15 protein-coding genes are annotated in these 16,396 nt (G+C 55.7%); 8 read left to right on the top strand and 7 right to left on the bottom strand.

Annotated features, from left to right (window positions below; genetic code table 11):
• Positions 1 to 3: 3 nt before the first annotated feature.
• Positions 4 to 1,233 (bottom strand): MFS transporter, encoded by a 1,230-nt coding sequence (locus NeNHUV3_RS11485; protein WP_391481535.1) that lies wholly within the window; start codon positions 1,231 to 1,233, stop codon positions 4 to 6.
• A gap of 136 nt (positions 1,234 to 1,369) precedes the next feature.
• Here NeNHUV3_RS11485 and NeNHUV3_RS11480 point away from each other — a divergent pair, with 136 nt between their 5' ends.
• Positions 1,370 to 2,113, top strand: coding sequence for a rhomboid family intramembrane serine protease (locus tag NeNHUV3_RS11480; protein ID WP_391481534.1), 744 nt, complete (start codon positions 1,370 to 1,372; stop codon positions 2,111 to 2,113).
• Between the two features lie 29 nt (positions 2,114 to 2,142).
• On the opposite strand, the gene NeNHUV3_RS11475 is transcribed toward NeNHUV3_RS11480, so the two are convergent.
• Positions 2,143 to 2,928, bottom strand: a complete 786-nt coding sequence (locus NeNHUV3_RS11475; protein WP_341246627.1) for an inositol monophosphatase family protein — start codon at positions 2,926 to 2,928, stop codon at positions 2,143 to 2,145.
• Positions 2,929 to 2,999: 71 nt separating this feature from the next.
• Between NeNHUV3_RS11475 and NeNHUV3_RS11470 the strand changes: the two genes are divergently transcribed.
• A complete protein-coding gene (locus tag NeNHUV3_RS11470) occupies positions 3,000 to 4,415 on the top strand; it encodes a pyridoxal phosphate-dependent decarboxylase family protein (RefSeq protein ID WP_391481533.1) in 1,416 nt (471 codons plus the stop codon).
• A 6-nt stretch (positions 4,416 to 4,421) separates the two neighbouring features.
• On the opposite strand, the gene NeNHUV3_RS11465 is transcribed toward NeNHUV3_RS11470, so the two are convergent.
• A complete protein-coding gene (locus tag NeNHUV3_RS11465) occupies positions 4,422 to 5,327 on the bottom strand; it encodes a LysR family transcriptional regulator (RefSeq protein WP_391481532.1) in 906 nt (301 codons plus the stop codon).
• Between the two features lie 87 nt (positions 5,328 to 5,414).
• Here NeNHUV3_RS11465 and metF point away from each other — a divergent pair, with 87 nt between their 5' ends.
• Positions 5,415 to 6,281 carry a methylenetetrahydrofolate reductase [NAD(P)H] gene (metF, locus tag NeNHUV3_RS11460; RefSeq protein ID WP_391481531.1) on the top strand — a complete coding sequence of 289 codons (867 nt, stop codon included), beginning with the start codon at positions 5,415 to 5,417 and terminating at the stop codon, positions 6,279 to 6,281.
• Here metF and NeNHUV3_RS11455 read toward each other — a convergent pair.
• Complete coding sequence (locus NeNHUV3_RS11455; protein WP_391481530.1) at positions 6,247 to 6,501, bottom strand: hypothetical protein; 255 nt, start codon at positions 6,499 to 6,501, stop codon at positions 6,247 to 6,249. The genes metF and NeNHUV3_RS11455 overlap by 35 nt on opposite strands.
• The gene (locus NeNHUV3_RS11450) at positions 6,483 to 7,229 is read right to left on the bottom strand and encodes a DUF2235 domain-containing protein (RefSeq protein WP_391481529.1); all 747 of its coding nucleotides are present in this window, start codon (positions 7,227 to 7,229) and stop codon (positions 6,483 to 6,485) included. The genes NeNHUV3_RS11455 and NeNHUV3_RS11450 overlap by 19 nt, the downstream gene beginning before the upstream one ends.
• A 257-nt stretch (positions 7,230 to 7,486) precedes the next feature.
• Here NeNHUV3_RS11450 and NeNHUV3_RS11445 point away from each other — a divergent pair, with 257 nt between their 5' ends.
• The 3 genes from NeNHUV3_RS11445 (at position 7,487) to NeNHUV3_RS11435 (ending at position 11,795) form a co-directional block, all read left to right on the top strand.
• Positions 7,487 to 10,378: a valine--tRNA ligase gene (locus NeNHUV3_RS11445; RefSeq protein ID WP_391481528.1), complete on the top strand. Its 2,892-nt coding sequence runs from the start codon at positions 7,487 to 7,489 to the stop codon at positions 10,376 to 10,378.
• Between the two features lie 44 nt (positions 10,379 to 10,422).
• The gene (locus NeNHUV3_RS11440; RefSeq protein WP_391481527.1) at positions 10,423 to 11,523 is read left to right on the top strand and encodes a pyridoxal phosphate-dependent aminotransferase; all 1,101 of its coding nucleotides are present in this window, start codon (positions 10,423 to 10,425) and stop codon (positions 11,521 to 11,523) included.
• A 74-nt stretch (positions 11,524 to 11,597) separates the two neighbouring features.
• Positions 11,598 to 11,795: a hypothetical protein gene (locus NeNHUV3_RS11435; protein WP_391481526.1), complete on the top strand. Its 198-nt coding sequence runs from the start codon at positions 11,598 to 11,600 to the stop codon at positions 11,793 to 11,795.
• Positions 11,796 to 11,818: 23 nt separating this feature from the next.
• On the opposite strand, the gene NeNHUV3_RS11430 is transcribed toward NeNHUV3_RS11435, so the two are convergent.
• A complete protein-coding gene (locus NeNHUV3_RS11430) occupies positions 11,819 to 13,015 on the bottom strand; it encodes a pyridoxal-phosphate-dependent aminotransferase family protein (RefSeq protein WP_391481525.1) in 1,197 nt (398 codons plus the stop codon).
• Between the two features lie 155 nt (positions 13,016 to 13,170).
• On the opposite strand from NeNHUV3_RS11430, the gene NeNHUV3_RS11425 reads away from it, so the two are divergent.
• Positions 13,171 to 15,078, top strand: a complete 1,908-nt coding sequence (locus NeNHUV3_RS11425; protein ID WP_391481524.1) for an ABC transporter ATP-binding protein — start codon at positions 13,171 to 13,173, stop codon at positions 15,076 to 15,078.
• A 19-nt stretch (positions 15,079 to 15,097) separates the two neighbouring features.
• Entirely contained in the window at positions 15,098 to 15,826 is a 729-nt protein-coding gene (locus NeNHUV3_RS11420) for a YgfZ/GcvT domain-containing protein (RefSeq protein ID WP_391481523.1), read from the top strand.
• Here the strand turns inward: NeNHUV3_RS11420 and efp are convergent.
• The gene (gene efp, locus NeNHUV3_RS11415) at positions 15,823 to 16,386 is read right to left on the bottom strand and encodes an elongation factor P (protein ID WP_048598312.1); all 564 of its coding nucleotides are present in this window, start codon (positions 16,384 to 16,386) and stop codon (positions 15,823 to 15,825) included. The two genes, NeNHUV3_RS11420 and efp, sit on opposite strands and share 4 nt — an antisense overlap.
• Positions 16,387 to 16,396 lie beyond the last annotated feature (10 nt).

The following is a 16,396-nucleotide window of genomic DNA, read 5'->3' as shown; positions in this document are numbered from 1 at the left end:
GGGTCAGGTCGCCGGCTCGGCCAGCACGCGACTAAACACAGTTTCGTTGCCAGGGGTCGGGTGACGCGGGATCAACAAGGACAAGCCAAGCGACAAAGCAGCCATCCCCGCCGCCAAGATAAATACCAGCCCCGGTGATGTCAGCCACACATACCCTAACAGAGCAGGCAAAAAGACCGCTGCGATGTGGTTAATGGTGAACGCCACAGCCGCCGTGGGCGCGATATCTGCAGGATCAGCGATTTTCTGGAAATACGTTTTAATCGCCAACGCAAGACTGAAAAACAGATGGTTTACCACGTACAGTGACGCCGCCAAAACAACGCCCCATCCCAAATAATAGATGCCAGAATATGCCACGAAGACCACGAACAGTCCCACATATTCAACTGCCAATGCGCGGCGCTCGCCGAAGACTGCGACGACTTTGCCGATCATCGGCGCAAAAACCATGTTCGCGACCAAAGTAATCATTAAAAGCCCTGTGATCTCGTCTACTTTATAGCCGAAACGCTCAACCATCATGAAAGCTGCGAAAACCACAAAAATCTGGCGGCGCGCACCGGACATGAACTGCAACGCATAATAGAGCCAATACCGCTTGCGCAAAACGAACTCCTTGCGCTGTGGGCTGGGGCTTTCAAACTGTGGATAGGCAAAATACGCAAAGATCGCGAGGCACGCCGTGATCAAACCGCCTGTCATATAGACTGCGTTATAACTCAGGCCGAGCGGCTCCCACAAAAACTGCAGGCCGATATAGACAGACAACGTGGCCGCAGACCCTGCCCCAATGATCCAGCCCAGTGTTTGTGGCGCGCGCGCCTTATCAATCCACTGCAACTGAAGCGATTGGTTCACCGTCTCATAATAATGAAAGCCGATGCTGCTGAGCATCGTAAGCGTCAAAATACCGCCCATGTAAGGAAACTTTGCGGTCAAAGCTGTGGCAACACCCAGCAAAACCAACGCCACAATTCCCAGAACCTGCTCACGCATCACCATCAAAACAGCGATCACCCCGATTGCAAAAAAGCCCGGAATTTCGCGCACCGTGTGCAGCCAGCCGATGTCACTGCCGTCGAAACCCGCGACCTCAATCACAAAGTTATTGAGCAGTGCGGACCATGTGGAAAAGGCAATTGGCATCGCGGCCGCCATCAAAAACAGCAGAGCAACAGGCTGTCGCCAAACCGGCAGGGTCTTGGCTTCGGAGAGTTGAATATATTTCATACGCATTGCGATACGCCGAACCCGCATCAAAAGAAAGCCACCTTGTGCCGCGCTTATGTGTTCTCACGTTAGTATATGTCCGCCAAGCACGCTGTTGCCCTTGACCAATGCATAGGCGCAGATCACCTTTGCGGATATGTTTCCAATCCGCGATCATAACCCGTCAGGCCGCGTGCCCTTCGTGACCTACACGTTGATGGCACTGAACATCGGCATTTTCCTCAGTTACTGGCCTATTATGGACGACCCGCGCGCGCTGACGCGATTTTATATAGAGTGGTCGCTTATCCCGCGTCAGGTAACGGGTGGCTTGGACTTTGCGGGGTTGGTGACGTCCATGTTTTTGCATGGTGGCCTGATGCATTTGGCCGGAAACATGCTGTTTTTATTCATCTTCGGCGACAACATGGAAGACGCCTTTGGCCATTTTGGCTTTGCTGTTTTCTATCTGGCGTGCGGTGTGGGCGCAGGTCTCTCACATGTTATTTCTGATCCGCTAAGCACAATTCCCACTGTCGGTGCATCAGGGGCAATCGCCGCTGTGATGGGGGGGTACTTGCTCCTCTACCCCAAGGCGCGAGTGGATATTTTGTTGATCTTGGTGATCATCTTCAAAGTCATTCCCGTACCCGCGTGGATCATGCTGGGGCTGTGGTTTGCCTTCCAACTCTTTAGCGGGATCACAGCTCCTGCTGGCGCGGGCGTTGCCTACTGGGCGCACGCGGGGGGCTTTTTGATCGGGATGGCCGCGACTGTGCCCTTCTGGGTCAAAAACGGCGGGCCTGCATTCTGGCGGGCGCGGCAGATGCAGCCGCCCCACCCCGAAGCGCAATACACATACGCGCGCAGCAACGTCCCGCGCGTAACGCGGCGCAGATAAACCTAGCGGTCAAACTTCAGGCGCAGACCTTAAGAGCGGATGACTTTGGCGAAGTTGTCGAAGATTTCGTTGTTTGCAGCAATCACTGTGCCGCTGCCGATGATGTCGTCACCTGCTGTTACGGCGTCAATCATGCCGCCACCCTCAGTCACGATGATCAAGCCCGCAGCGATGTCCCACGGCTTAAGGCGCCGCTCCCAGAAACCTTCATAGCGGCCAGCCGCTACATAGGCCAAATCCAACGAGGCCGCACCAAAGCGGCGCACACCGGATGTTGCAGGCAACAAACGGCCCAAGTCCTGGAGTGTCTGCGGAAGGTCTGCGCGACCCGCCCAAGGCAAGCCAGTCGCAAAAACTGATTCGATCAAACGGTTGCGTCCAGACACCCGAATACGGCTTTCGTTCAGCCAGGCACCCTGTCCCTTTTCAGCAAAGAAACATTCATCTTTCACCGGATCGTAAATGACGCCGGCAACAACCGCGCCTTTGTGCTCAAGCGCGATTGAAACAGCCCAGTGCGGCAGGCCGTGCAAAAAGTTTGTCGTGCCATCGAGCGGGTCAACGATCCAGCGGCGGGTTGGGTCCTGCCCTTCGATCTCGGCGCTCTCTTCGCCCAAGAAACCATAGGTCGGACGCGCTTCCATAAGTTCTTCGCGAATGATTTGTTCTGCGTTCAGATCAGCGCGCGTCACAAAATCGCCCGCCCCTTTGACGCTGACTTGGAGCTGTTCAACTTCTCCAAAATCCTTCAAAAGCGCGCGGCCCGCTTTTCGGGCAGTTTTTATCATTACATTAAGATTGGCACTGCCCTGCATGGCTCAACTCCTATAAAGCTCAAGCCGCGGCTATAGAACGTCATCCACCATCGCGCAAGGAGTTGTAACCCATGACAAACAAGAACCCTCATGAAGGCAACCGGATGGACCCAACTGACTGGACCGCGTTTCGCGCCGAGATGCATCAGGTCCTTGATGCCTGCGTCGATCACCTTGAAAATGCCCGCAATCATCCGTGGCGGCCCGTTCCCGATGGATTTGATGCGGCCATATCGCTTGACACGCCAACGCGCGGGGACGCGACCAGTTTATTGACGGACACAATCATGCCCGCCTCCACCGGCAACACGCATCCAGCGTTCTTTGGGTGGGTCCACGGCACGGGCCAAGCCATGGGGCTTGCCTCGGAAATGGTAGCCGCCGCGATGAATTCTAACTGCGGAGGCCGCGATCATGGGGGCATCCGCATTGAAAAAGAATGCATCCGCTGGCTGACCGATTTGGCGGGACTAGGCGAAAATGCAAGCGGCATCCTGACCACAGGCACATCGCAGGCCACAATCTATGCGCTGTCTGCAGCAAAAGTAGCCCGATTTGGTGCAGATGTCCGCAAAACAGGCGTTCAAAATTTACCAACCGTGCGTGTGTATATCGCCCAAGGTGCGCACAGCTGCATCAAACAGGCCATGGAAATTCTTGGCTTCGGTGGGGACGCCGTGTGCCAGATCGCCCTGAAAGACGGGGCGATGGATACGGACGCACTGCAAACACAGCTGACCCAAGACGCCGCTTCCGGCATTGTACCGTTGGCAATTGTCGGCACCGCCGGAAGCGTTAACACAGGCACTTATGATGATCTGAACACTCTTTCGCGCATCGCCCAAGAGCACAGCACATGGCTGCACGTTGATGCGGCTTTCGGTTTTTGGATCCGTATCGCCGCACCACGCCTCAACGTCCTTGCGAGCGGCATTGAACACGCCAATTCCATCGCACTGGACGGGCACAAGTGGTTGGGCGTGCAATACGATTGCGGCGCGTGTTTGCTACGCGATCATGATCTGCACCGCGCGACATTCTCAGACCGTGCAGAATATTTGACCGCGCAATCCGCAGGGATCGGTGCGGGAGATTGGTGGCCCACGGATTATGGCACCGAACTTAGCCGCGGGATGCGCGCGCTTAAACTCTGGACCACGCTCAAAACTCACGACCGCGATACAATAAGCGCCGCCATCACGGACAACTGTGATCAAGCCGCGCTAATGGGCGAGTTGGTTGAAGCCTCCCCCTATCTAACGCTCGCGCATCCTGTCATCTCAAACCTGTGCGTCTTTACGCCAAATGCCGGTGACGCCTCTGATATTGCGGCGGCCTTGCAGCTGTCTGGTGATGCAGTTTTCTCGACCACGACTGTTGATGGCAAAAACTGTTTGCGCGCGGCGATCGTGAACCACCGCACTACATCGCAAACAATCCACGACGTGATCGCTGCGGTAGAGGCGCAAGTGATCGCTGCGCGCTAAATGGTGCTAATGGCGTTGAAGTTTAACCGCTTCGATGCCAGCCAGCTTTAGAAGATGCGCCATGTAGGGAAGCGTGGTCTCGTTGCTGCGTGTGGCGGCGTAAAGCCTGCGCGTAATGCCTGTTTCTGTCAGTGGCCGCGTCACGTAGTCAGACGAGTATTTTACCTCGCGTACGACCCAATCAGGCAACACCGCCACACCGCGATTTGAGGCAACCAACAACAAGATTACGGCCGTCAGTTCCGCTTGACGGACCTCTGCCGGTTCAACTTTGGCAGGGATCAAGAGCTGTGAGAAAACATCAAGCCGCGAGCGTTCAACAGGATAGGTTATCAGAGTTTCGCCGCGAAAATCCTCGGCGTCGACAAAAGGCTTGCTGGCCAGCGGGTGCTGGTTCGAGGCAACAAAAACCGCGTCGTAATCAAAAAGAGGTGTGAAATCGACACCAGCCAGATCCGCCGGATCCGATGATACAACAAGATCAACTTTTTCCTTTTGCAACGCAGGAAGCGCGTCAAAGGCCAAGCCGGGCAAAATATCAACGTCCACGTCAGGCCAGGCTTTGCGGAATTTTTCAAGCACCGGAAACAACCACTCAAAACAGGCGTGACACTCAATCGCGATATGAAGGCGTCCTGCGCGGCCCTGCTCAATGCCCGCAAACTCGGCCTCAAGCGCTGCGACTTGGGGCAACACTTGCTCAGCCAGACCCAACAGCTTCATGCCCGCCGCAGACAATTTCAAAGGCTTTGAGCGCCGGATAAACAGCTCAACTTGCGCTTGATCCTCAAGACCTTTGATCTGATGGCTCAGCGCAGATTGGGTAATGTTGAGCCTGTCCGCAGCAGCCGACAGCCCACCGGCTTCATGGATCGCTTTGATCGTGCGGAGATGGCGAAACTCGATATGCATGCTGTCCTCATAATGATGGTGAGCGTTATGAACTTGCCTCAAGTAATGCCCGCAGGCACAAAAACGCAAGCCAAAAAGGAATATGCCATGCCAAGCCCATCTGTGAGTTTCGAGTTCTTTCCGCCCAAATCCATCCCCGCCGCGTTCCGCCTTTGGGATTGCGTGCAAACTCTTGCGCCCCTTGATCCGTCATTCGTGTCCGTGACCTACGGCGCGGGCGGCACGACCCGCAAACTCACCCACGAGGCCGTCAGTGCGCTGAGTAGCCAGACAGACCTGACCGTGGCCGCACATCTGACCTGCGTCGATCAAACCCGTGATGAGACGTTGGAAATTGCGCGCGCCTACATGGACCAAGGCGTGCGCCAGATTGTGGCGCTTCGCGGGGACGCCCCCAAAGGCCAAGCGCAGTTCACACCGCACCCCGAAGGCTTTGCATCGTCCCTTGAGTTGATCAGCGCGCTTAAAGTTGAAGGCGCTGAGCACATTCGCGTCGGCGCTTATCCAGATTGCCATCCTGATGCCACGAACATGAAGGCCAATGTTGACTGGCTGAAACGTAAGATAGACGCAGGCGCCGACAGCGCATTAACGCAGTTCTTCTTTGAGGCCGACACGTTCCTGCGGTTTCGCGATCACTGCGCAGCAGCAGGCATCACCGCGCCGATCATCCCCGGCATTTTGCCAATCGAGACATGGTCTGGCGTGCGCGCTTTTGCCAACGCCTGCGGCACACCAACGCCGCGCTGGCTTGATGATGCATTCGACAAAGCAACCCGCGATAACCGTGCCGACCTGCTGGCAATTTCCCTGGCAACAGAACTGTGCGATACGCTGATTACGGAAGGTGTCGAACAGCTGCATTTCTATACGCTGAACAAGCCAGAAATGACCCGGGACGTATGCCACGCCTTGGGGATTACTCCGCAACTCGAACTTGAGAAAGTCGCCTGACACCGCGGCGCATCTCAACGGCCAGCGGGTGGATCGCCTCGGACGGATCAAGCCCGACGCGCCGACGTTTGCGGGACAAAAACACCACTGACAGCCCACGCCAATTCCCCGTTGAAGGCGCGTTGGGGTTTTCTACAAACCGCCCGCGCCAGTCACGGGGCAACGGCACGCCGCAGTGATCCAAGTGACCCAACATCCAGTTCAGTGGGATATTCGCCAAACCGCGGTCCACCACATACGCCCCGATCTGCCCGCCCACATCACCGTGCGTGCCCGAAAACAAACTTGCTCCATCTGCACACCGCGCCAGTCTGGCCGGGTCTCCCATTTGACCGGCATATATGCCCGCCGCGTCTCATCAAGCGCCAACGCGTGAAATCCGTTTCGGACATTCTGGCCAAGCGTGTGGGAATGAAACAGGTGCTTCTTTTCGGTGATCCGCCACAATAGAGGCAACCGTAGCCCAAGGGCTTTGACCGTGTCCCAAACACCAATCATCTCAATCGGTGTATCTGGGTGACAATGGGCATTCGAAAACGCGCGCCGCACGTCTGAGTTGCTGCCACTTTCGTAATGCCTGTAGGCCGTGCGAATATTGCGCACTGTTGCATGTTCGCGCTGCAAAAGGCCAATCTGGTCCACCATGCCCGCCAAACTGCGCACCGCATAAGCCCCACGCGAAAACCCAACCAGAACAATTTTGTCGCCTGCCCTGTAGCGACTTGCCAGATACCCATAGGCGCGCCGGATCTGCCGGTTGATGCCGCGCCCTACCATGACATCCCACGTTGTGCGCCAGTCAAACCACTGGATGCCCGGCTCATAATAAACGGATAGTTGCGGGCTTTCGCCGACTTCTTGAAGTAGCTTGAAAACATGCCCCGCGTTCGTCTCACGCCCCGCGCTCAACGATGACATGGTACCATCAAGGATAATGACATGGGTCACGCTGGCGCTATGCGTGCCCTCTTTGATTTGCTGCGGAGCAGGCCCCCGCGTAATCCACCTGAATAATCGCCTAAACACAACGCGCTCTCCTTGGACCAGCTATCGCACAAGCGGCCATCACACCCCAACCAAACTGACGTGAAAACAGTGTAATATTTCGTAACGCAGCCGCAATGGGTCAGTTGTCTGCTCACAGGCCTTTTCCTTGGGGCGTAGCTCGGCTATCTGAGGGCCAATCTGATAAGGGATGAAGATCGATGGCACTGGACAAAACTTTCAATGCAGCCGAGGCAGAGGCGCGTCTTTACAAAGCATGGGAGGACAGCGGTGCCTTCAAAGCAGGTGCAAACGCATCGCGCCCCGAGACGTTCTCTATCGTGATCCCGCCCCCCAACGTCACCGGCAATCTGCACGTTGGGCACGCATTCAACAACACGCTGCAAGACATCTTGATCCGCTGGAAACGCATGCAGGGCTACGACACCCTGTGGCAAGCGGGCACAGATCACGCTGGCATCGCAACCCAGCTTGTGACCGAGCGTGAAATGGCTGCCAACGGCGAACCCACCCGTGCTGAAATGGGTCGTGACGCCTTCATCGAGCGCGTCTGGCAGCAAAAAACCCGCACACGTGGCAATATCATCGGTCAATTGAAACGTCTTGGCGCGTCTTGTGACTGGGACCGTGAGGCCTTTACGATGGGCGGCGCCAAAGGTGACCCGGAAGCCGGCAACGGCGCACCAAACTTTCACGACGCAGTCATCAAAGTCTTCGTAGAGATGTACAACAAGGGCCTGATCTACCGCGGCAAACGTCTGGTGAACTGGGACCCCCATTTTGAAACGGCGATCTCTGATCTTGAGGTTGAGAACGTCGAAGTTGCAGGCCACATGTGGCACTTCAAATACCCGCTCGCGGGTGGTGAGACATATACGTACATCGAAAAAGATGCTGACGGCGTCGAAATCCTGCGTGAAGAGCGGGATTATATTTCCATCGCGACCACGCGCCCTGAAACAATGCTTGGGGACGGTGCTGTTGCCGTAAATCCACGCGATGAACGCTATGCGCCAATCGTTGGCAAGCTGTGCGAAATTCCCGTGGGGCCCAAAGAGCATCGCCGCTTGATCCCGATCATCACCGATGATTATCCTGATATGGAGTTCGGCTCTGGTGCGGTGAAAATCACCGGCGCGCACGATCCTAATGACTATCTGGTGGCAAAGCGCGCAGGCATCCCGCTCTATAACCTTATGGACACCAAAGCAGCGATGCGTGCCGATGGCCGCAGCTATGCCGAAGAAGCCGCAACTGCTTTGCGCATCGCACGGGGCGAGGAAGACTTCGACGAGGCGAAAATCGCCGCGATGAACCTTGTTCCCGATGATTACCGCGGCCTTGACCGGTTTGAGGCCCGCAAGAAAGTGATCGCCGACATCACAGCCGAAGGTTTGGCCGTGATGACACAAGAGACCTTCAAAGATGAGGATGGCAACGAGGCAACCCGCAGCGTGCCGCTTGTTGAGAACAAGCCGATCATGCAGCCGTTCTGCGACCGCTCAAAAGTGGTGATGGAGCCTATGCTAACGGATCAATGGTTTGTCGACGCGTCGAAAATCGTGGGTCCCGCCCTTGATGCTGTGCGTGACGGCCGCACGACAATTTTGCCCAAAAGCGAAGAGAAAGTATATTTCCACTGGCTTGAGAACATCGAACCGTGGTGCATCTCGCGGCAATTGTGGTGGGGACACCAGATCCCCGTTTGGTTTGACGGCGACGGCAACCAGTATTGCGCCGCAACCGAAGCAGAGGCTCAGGCCCTTGCAGGTGACGGTGTTGCACTTACCCGTGATCCCGATGTTCTGGACACATGGTTCTCGTCCGGCCTTTGGCCAATCGGCACACTTGGCTGGCCAGAACAAACCGCGGAACTGGCGCGCTATCACCCCACATCAACACTGATCACTGGCACAGATATTCTGTTCTTCTGGGTAGCCCGAATGATGATGATGCAGCTGTCCGTGGTGAACGACATTCCGTTCGACACAGTCTATCTGCACGGCCTTGTGCGCGATGCCCAAGGCAAGAAGATGTCGAAAACCACCGGCAACGTGATCGACCCGATCGATATCATTGACGAATACGGCGCGGATGCTTTGCGTTTTGCCAATGCGGCGATGGCGTCTCTGGGCGGGGTGCTGAAACTCGATATGCAGCGTATCGCAGGTTACCGTAACTTTGGCACCAAAATCTGGAACGCCCACCGCTTTGCCGAAATGAACGGCGCTGTGGGCGGCAACGGCACGCGTCCAGAGCCCACCGCAGCAGTCAACCGCTGGATCATTGGTGAGACGGCCAAAGTGCTTGCAGACGTGAACGCAGCCCTTGAAGCTTACCGTTTTAACGATGCGGCCAATGCGCTTTATGCATTTGTGTGGGGCAAGGTTTGTGATTGGTATGTGGAGCTGTCAAAGCCGCTGTTGCAGGGCGATGATGATACGCACAAAGCCGAAACCCAAGCGACCATGGCATGGGTTTTGGACCAGTGCTTGATCCTTCTGCATCCCATTATGCCTTATGTCACCGAAGAACTTTGGGGCACATCAGGCGACCGCAAATCCATGTTGGTCCATGCACAATGGCCAAGCTACGGCGCGGACCTTGTGGATCCGGCCGCGGACGAAGAACTGAACTGGGTAATCTCTTTCATCGACGCGGTCCGTTCCGCACGCGCGCAAATGAACGTGCCTGCGGGCCTCTATATTCCGGTTCTCGCGATGAATATCGATCCGGCAGCACGGGCGGCTTACACCGCCAATGAGGCAATGATCAAACGTCTTGCGCGGATCGATAACCTGTCTGATGCGGCAGAGACCCCCAAAGGGGCGATCTCTGTGAACGCCGGTGCATCAAGCTTTGCGCTGCCGCTCAAAGACATTATCGACGTGGACAAAGAAAACGCCCGCCTGTCCAAAAACCTGCTCAAGCTTGAGAAGGAAATCAAAGGGCTCGAGGGCCGCGTCAACAATCCAAAGTTCGCGCAATCCGCACCTGCGGAAGTGGTTGAAGAAGCCAAAGCGAACCTGTCAGAACGTCAAGGCGAGGCAGAGATTGTTCGCTCTGCTTTGGCCCGCTTGGCCGAAATTTAGGCAGGCGTTCCCAGGCACTCGGGCGGCAAAGAAAGGTGTTGAACATGAGCAATGATTTTCTAACGCCGCTCGCCCGTGACTTGCCGGCCTCAGTCCCTTTTGTTGGGCCAGAGGCGCAAGAACGCGCCTGTGGTGCAGCCTTTACCGCGCGGCTTGGCGCAAACGAGTCTGCCTTTGGCCCCTCACCCAAAGCGATTGCGGCTATGCAGCACGCGGCGACTGAGGCTTGGCAATACGCCGATCCAGAGGCGCATGAGTTGAAACACGCTTTGGCGGAATTCCACAACGTCAGCCCGGATCACATCATGATTGGCGAAGGCATCGACGGTCTTCTGGCCAATCTGGTGCGTCTCACAATTACTGAAGGTGACCATGCGGTCACGTCACTGGGGGCCTACCCCACGTTCAATTATCATGTTGTGGGATTTGGCGGCACATTGGCGACAGTGCCATACCGGGACGACCGTGAAGACATCACTGCCCTCTGGGAAAAGGCGCGACAGACCCCGCGCACCAAGCTGATGTATCTCTCTAATCCCGACAATCCGATGGGCACGGCACATAGTGCAAAAGTGATTGAGGCAGCCATTAAGGACATTCCTGCAGGCGTTCTTTTGGTGCTCGACGAGGCCTATGCGGACACCCATCATGACCTGCCGCAGATTGATGCCAATACCCCGAATGTCATTCGGATGCGCACATTTTCAAAGGCTTACGGGCTTGCAGGGGCACGGGTCGGCTACGCACTTGGCGCGCCGGAGGTCATCGCGGCATTCAACAAAGTGCGAAACCATTTCGGCATGTCGCGGGTCGGGATGGCAGGTGCGCTGGCCGCATTGCAAGACCAAAGCTATCTGAAGAAAACAGTAGCACAAATTGACGCATCCAAGGCGCGCATTGCCGAAATCGCTAGCGCACACGGACTTACCTGCCTGCCCTCACATACTAATTTTGTTGCAATTGATTGCGGCCGTGACGAGGCTTTCGCAGTCCGGGTGATGAACGAATTGCTCGAACGCTGCATCTTCGTGCGCAAGCCCGCCGTGGCCCCCCAAAGCCGTGCTATCCGCGTGTCCTGTGGCCCGCAAGACGCCATGGACGCATTTGAAAAGGCATTTGCAGCGACTATGGCGAAGTTAGCGTAATTTGAATTAATTCTTGCCTGAGAGCTTTGCCGCCATAAAGTTATGTTTAACCATTGGCTTCTAGCGTGCAGAGTATGTCTTATCGAAAACCCATTTCTGACCGTGCAGAGCGTTACACAAAGCCGTTCTTATGGAGTTTTGGAGCGCTGCTCTTTATGGCGATCTTCGCGATCTACACCCATTGGGGCACTGTTGGCGTGATGCTCTTTGCCTACAGTTTTGACCTGTTAATCATCAGGCGCATTCCACAAAAAATCAAAGAACGCGCCTGACAACCATTAAGCATCCTGTGCTGTTATCCCTGCCCCGCCAGAAGGCGCGTCGCTGCTTCAAGTGCTCCGTCCCCATGGGGCAAACCGGTGGCTACAAGCCCTGTTTGAATTGTGCCCAACGCACCCAAAATCATTTGCGCGTTCACATAGCCCATGTGACCGACACGGAAAAAACCGTCTGACTTTGGATCGTCTTCGGTTGCCATACCCAACCCGATACCAAGGGTAAGACCCGCATTTGCGCTCACCCAATTTCGCAGGGTCGTCGCGTGCGGGGCACCGGTGCGCAATGTTGTCACCGCATGACTGCGCAGCGCACGATCTGCGATGTTCAACTCAAGAGGGCCATCTTTTGACCAACACTCAAACGCGGCCCAAACGGCCTCAGCCAACACACGGTGCCGCGCCAAGACGTTCTCATAGCCTTCCTCGTTGATCATATCCAACGCTTCACGCAATCCATAAATATGATGCGTTGGGGCTGTGCCGCACCAATGCAGATAGAAAAACTCTGGGTTCGTGCGCGGGCGCCAATCCCAATAACGCGACAGGCATCCGTTTGCTTCGCGAATGTCATCGGCTTTGTCACTGTAGAAAACAAAGCTCATCCCCGCCGGCACCATCAGGCCCTTTTGACAACCTGCGACCATCACATCGACGCCCCACGCGTCCATGCGGAAATCATCACAGCCAAAACTTGCGATACAATCCGCCATTAACAGCGCATCACTGCCCGCCTCGTCCATCAAAGCACGCACCGCAGACACGTCGTTTTTCACCGAGGTCGATGTATCAACGTGCACCATCAAGACCGCTTTGGCCTGAGGCGTCGCCGCAAGAGCCTCGGCGACACGGGCGGGATCAAAACTGCTGCGTCTGCCAAAATCCAGAACATGCGCGGTGACGCCCATCGCCTTGGCCATATCTGCCCAGCCATTAGCGAACAGCCCGGTCATGATGACGATCACCTCATCACCTGCAGAAAGCGTGTTGAACAAAGCGGCCTCCCATGCGGCATGGCCGTTACCGATGTACATCGCAACGTGATGCTTGGTCCGCGCCATCGCCTTGAGATCAGCAGGCAGTGTTTCAGTGATCTCAATCAGTTCACCCTCATAAATGTTGGGCGACGGGCGGTGCATCGCCTGCAAAACGCGGTCTGGCATAACAGAAGGACCGGGAATAGCGAGGTAGTGGCGACCGTGGGTAAGCGATGTCATTTTAAATATCCTTGAAAGGCTCGGATCTGTTCCGATGGCTTAGAGCTAGACCGCCGATGCGCGTTGGTCAATTCGTGACCCTTGCGCCAACGTGTTTGCCAGAATAGACCGTAGGTTACGCATCTGCCCTGCCTAACTGAAAGTGCGCAACGACAGTGACCGAAACATCCCCCCCTTCAACTGATATAGCCGCGCAAAGCCCTGTTGCTGCGGGCACACCTCGGACCCTCACGGACCGTGCGCTTTTTGGCTGGCTTTGGACACGGTTTTTGCGTCCGCACACAGGCTGGCTGATCATCGCGTTGATCTTCATGGCCGTCGAAGGCTCTATGTTGGGGCTGTTGTCGTATATGCTACAGCCGATGTTCGATACGGTGTTTGTGGGCGGCAACAAAAGTGCGGCTTACGTCGTAGGCGGCGTTATTTTTGGCATCTTTGCGGTTCGTGCCATCACAACTGTCGGTCAGCGCGCGATCCTGACGCGCATCGCCCAAAAGACCGAAGGCACCATTAAATCCGATATGGCGCGCCACCTGATGAGCCTCGACATGGGGTTTCATCAAAAGAACCCACCGGGATATCTGATTGAGCGTGTGCAAGGCGATGTGCAAGGCGTGAACCAAGTCTGGATGGCGCTGATCACCGGTGCGGGCCGTGATGCAGTGACCCTTGTGGCACTTTTGGTTGTGGTGCTGTCCATCGATTGGGTCTGGACGCTTGTTACCCTGATCGGGCTGCCGCTTATGATCCTACCAAGCCAGCTGATGCAGCGGTTTGTGCGGCGCAAAGCCACCAATGCCCGCGATGTTGCGGCCTCTATGTCTACGCGTCTTGACGAAATTTTTCACGGCATGGCCCCCATCAAGCTGAACCGCTTGGAGACGTATCAAGATGACCGCTACACTGGACTGATCTCGAAACGTGTCCGCGTTGAAGTACAAGCCGCGATTGGCCGTGCAATGATGTCTGGTCTTGCGGATTTGGTGGCAGGCATCGGCTTTTTTGCAGTGCTGGTTTATGGCGCGAGCGACATCATTTCGGGCGAAAAGACAATCGGTGAATTCATGTCCTTCTTTACGGCCATGGGATTTGCGTTTGAGCCCCTGCGCCGCTTGGCCGGTCTTGCAGGTATTTGGCAAACGGCTGCGGCGGGGATTGAACGGCTCAAAGAGTTATTTGAAACCACGCCGGATCAGATCAAAGCGCCAGTTTCCATAACCCCGCTACCTGTAGAAACCGGCGACATTGTCCTACGCGACGTGCATCTTAGCTACGGCGATCATCCAGTGTTGCAGGGCGCAAGCTTTACCGCCGCCGCGGGTCAAACAACCGCGCTGGTGGGCGCATCTGGCGCGGGCAAATCGACTGTGTTCAACTTGCTAACGCGCCTCAATGACCCAAGCGCCGGTCAGGTAATGTTGGGCGATACGGACATTACCCAATTTGACATCAACGCGCTGCGCTCACTTTATTCCGTGGTGACACAAGACGCGCTGCTCTTTGATGAAACCATCCGCGAAAATATTTTGTTGGGTCAGAGCAACGTCACAGACGAACAGCTTGCTGCTGCCCTTGATGCGGCCCACGTCAGTGCGTTTTTGCCCAAGCTTGAGCAAGGCATTGATACCCCCGCAGGTCCAAGGGGGTCAGCGCTGTCTGGCGGGCAACGACAGCGCGTTGCGATCGCGCGCGCGCTTTTGCGTGACACGCCGATCTTGCTGTTGGACGAGGCGACATCGGCTCTCGACACCCAATCGGAAAAACTGGTCCAAGATGCGCTTGAGAAGCTTTCAAAAGGCCGCACAACACTAGTGATCGCACACCGCTTGTCGACAATTCAAAACGCCGACAAGATTGTGGTGATGGACCGTGGGCGCGTCGTTGAGGAAGGCAGCCACGGGGCACTGATGGCACTTGGTGGTGCATATGCCGCCCTTCATGCTGCGCAATTCAAAGACGGCAAAACAGTCCACCGCGCACCGTATCTCAGCACCCCGTCCGAGACCGAAGAGGCCCCGAGTATTTGGACGTCACTGACTAACCTGTTCCGCCGCTCAACGTAATTAACTGTAGGCATAATCCATGACCGACCGCACCGTTTTTACAATCACAGGGCCTGACCGTCATAGCTTTCTGGCAGGGCTCATCACCAATTCATTTGATGCGCAGAGCCCACTGACATATGCGGCGCTGTTGACCGCGCAGGGTAAATTTGTTGCTGATTTCTTCTTGCTCAATGACGCGGAACAAGTGTTGCTTGATGTGGCCAGCACCCACGCCAGCCTGCTGTTCACGCGGCTGAACATGTATAAACTGCGCGCAGATGTGGCCATTGCGCAAAGTGATCTGTCCGTATCGCTTGGCAGCGGCCATGCTGATCCGCGCCACCCTGAATTACCCCATCGTGCTTATAGCACCACAAGCGATAGCAGCGCGTCTTCAGCGATCACATCGGACGCGCTTTCAGCCCTGAGCGTACGTTTGGCCGTGCCACAAACAGGGATTGAGCTGACGCCCGACACCTACATTCTTGAGGCGGGGTTCGAGCGCCTGAACGGCATAGACTTCAAAAAGGGATGTTTTGTCGGGCAAGAGATTTGTGCGCGGATGAAACATAAGACCGAGCTGAAAAAGGGTCTAGTGAAGGTCGCCCATGATGGCAGCGCAAAGGCCGATACCCCCATCACCAAGGACGGCAAGCCTGCGGGTCATCTTTATTCAGTGTCGGGGAATTTGGGACTGGCGCATATCAGATTTGACCGCGCCGATGGGATGAGGGCAGATGAAACCGCCCTCACCGTTATCGATTAGGCGCGCTCTGCGTATTCCATCGTTTCTGTGTTCACGACGATGTCTTCGTCCTGACCAACAAACGGTGGCACCATTACTTTGAAACCGTTATCCAAAACTGCTGGCTTAAAGCTGTTTGCGGCTGTCTGACCTTTGACGACTGGCTCTGTCTCAACAACTTTGCACACGACTTTTTGTGGCAGCGTTGCGTTAAGCGCTTCGGCTTCGTGGTATTCGATGACGATGGTCATGCCGTCTTGCAAGAATGCGCGACGCTCGCCCAAAATATCTGCAGGCAGTTCAATTTGCTCATAAGTCTCGGTGTCCATGAACGTCAACATGCCGTCGCTTTCAAAAAGGAACTGCTGGTCTTTTTGCTCAAGGCGGACGCGCTCAACTTTGTCGGCACTGCGAAAACGCTCGTTAAGCTTTGAGCCGTTACGAAGGTTCTTCATCTCGACCTGAGCAAAAGCACCGCCCTTACCCGGCTTCACATGGTCTACTTTAACAGCGGCCCAAAGCCCGCCGTTATGTTCCAAAACATTACCTGGTCTGATCTCGTTTCCGTTGATTTTTGGCATAGGTCGGATG

Origin of the sequence: Nereida sp. NH-UV-3 (assembly GCF_042939535.1) — a bacterium.
GTDB classification, from domain to species: domain Bacteria; phylum Pseudomonadota; class Alphaproteobacteria; order Rhodobacterales; family Rhodobacteraceae; genus Nereida; species Nereida ignava.
This window is presented reverse-complemented; position numbering and strand designations above follow the sequence as displayed.

Coding starts and splice junctions, on each gene's coding strand:
- NeNHUV3_RS11440 (WP_391481527.1), top strand. CDS start 10,423: ATGAGCAATGATTTTCTAACGCCGCTCGCCCGTGACTTGCCGGCCTCA.
- NeNHUV3_RS11470 (WP_391481533.1), top strand. CDS start 3,000: ATGACAAACAAGAACCCTCATGAAGGCAACCGGATGGACCCAACTGAC.
- efp (WP_048598312.1), bottom strand. CDS start 16,386: ATGCCAAAAATCAACGGAAACGAGATCAGACCAGGTAATGTTTTGGAA.
- NeNHUV3_RS11430 (WP_391481525.1), bottom strand. CDS start 13,015: ATGACATCGCTTACCCACGGTCGCCACTACCTCGCTATTCCCGGTCCT.
- NeNHUV3_RS11435 (WP_391481526.1), top strand. CDS start 11,598: ATGTCTTATCGAAAACCCATTTCTGACCGTGCAGAGCGTTACACAAAG.
- NeNHUV3_RS11420 (WP_391481523.1), top strand. CDS start 15,098: ATGACCGACCGCACCGTTTTTACAATCACAGGGCCTGACCGTCATAGC.
- NeNHUV3_RS11485 (WP_391481535.1), bottom strand. CDS start 1,233: ATGAAATATATTCAACTCTCCGAAGCCAAGACCCTGCCGGTTTGGCGA.
- NeNHUV3_RS11465 (WP_391481532.1), bottom strand. CDS start 5,327: ATGCATATCGAGTTTCGCCATCTCCGCACGATCAAAGCGATCCATGAA.
- NeNHUV3_RS11475 (WP_341246627.1), bottom strand. CDS start 2,928: ATGCAGGGCAGTGCCAATCTTAATGTAATGATAAAAACTGCCCGAAAA.
- metF (WP_391481531.1), top strand. CDS start 5,415: ATGCCAAGCCCATCTGTGAGTTTCGAGTTCTTTCCGCCCAAATCCATC.
- NeNHUV3_RS11445 (WP_391481528.1), top strand. CDS start 7,487: ATGGCACTGGACAAAACTTTCAATGCAGCCGAGGCAGAGGCGCGTCTT.
- NeNHUV3_RS11480 (WP_391481534.1), top strand. CDS start 1,370: ATGTTTCCAATCCGCGATCATAACCCGTCAGGCCGCGTGCCCTTCGTG.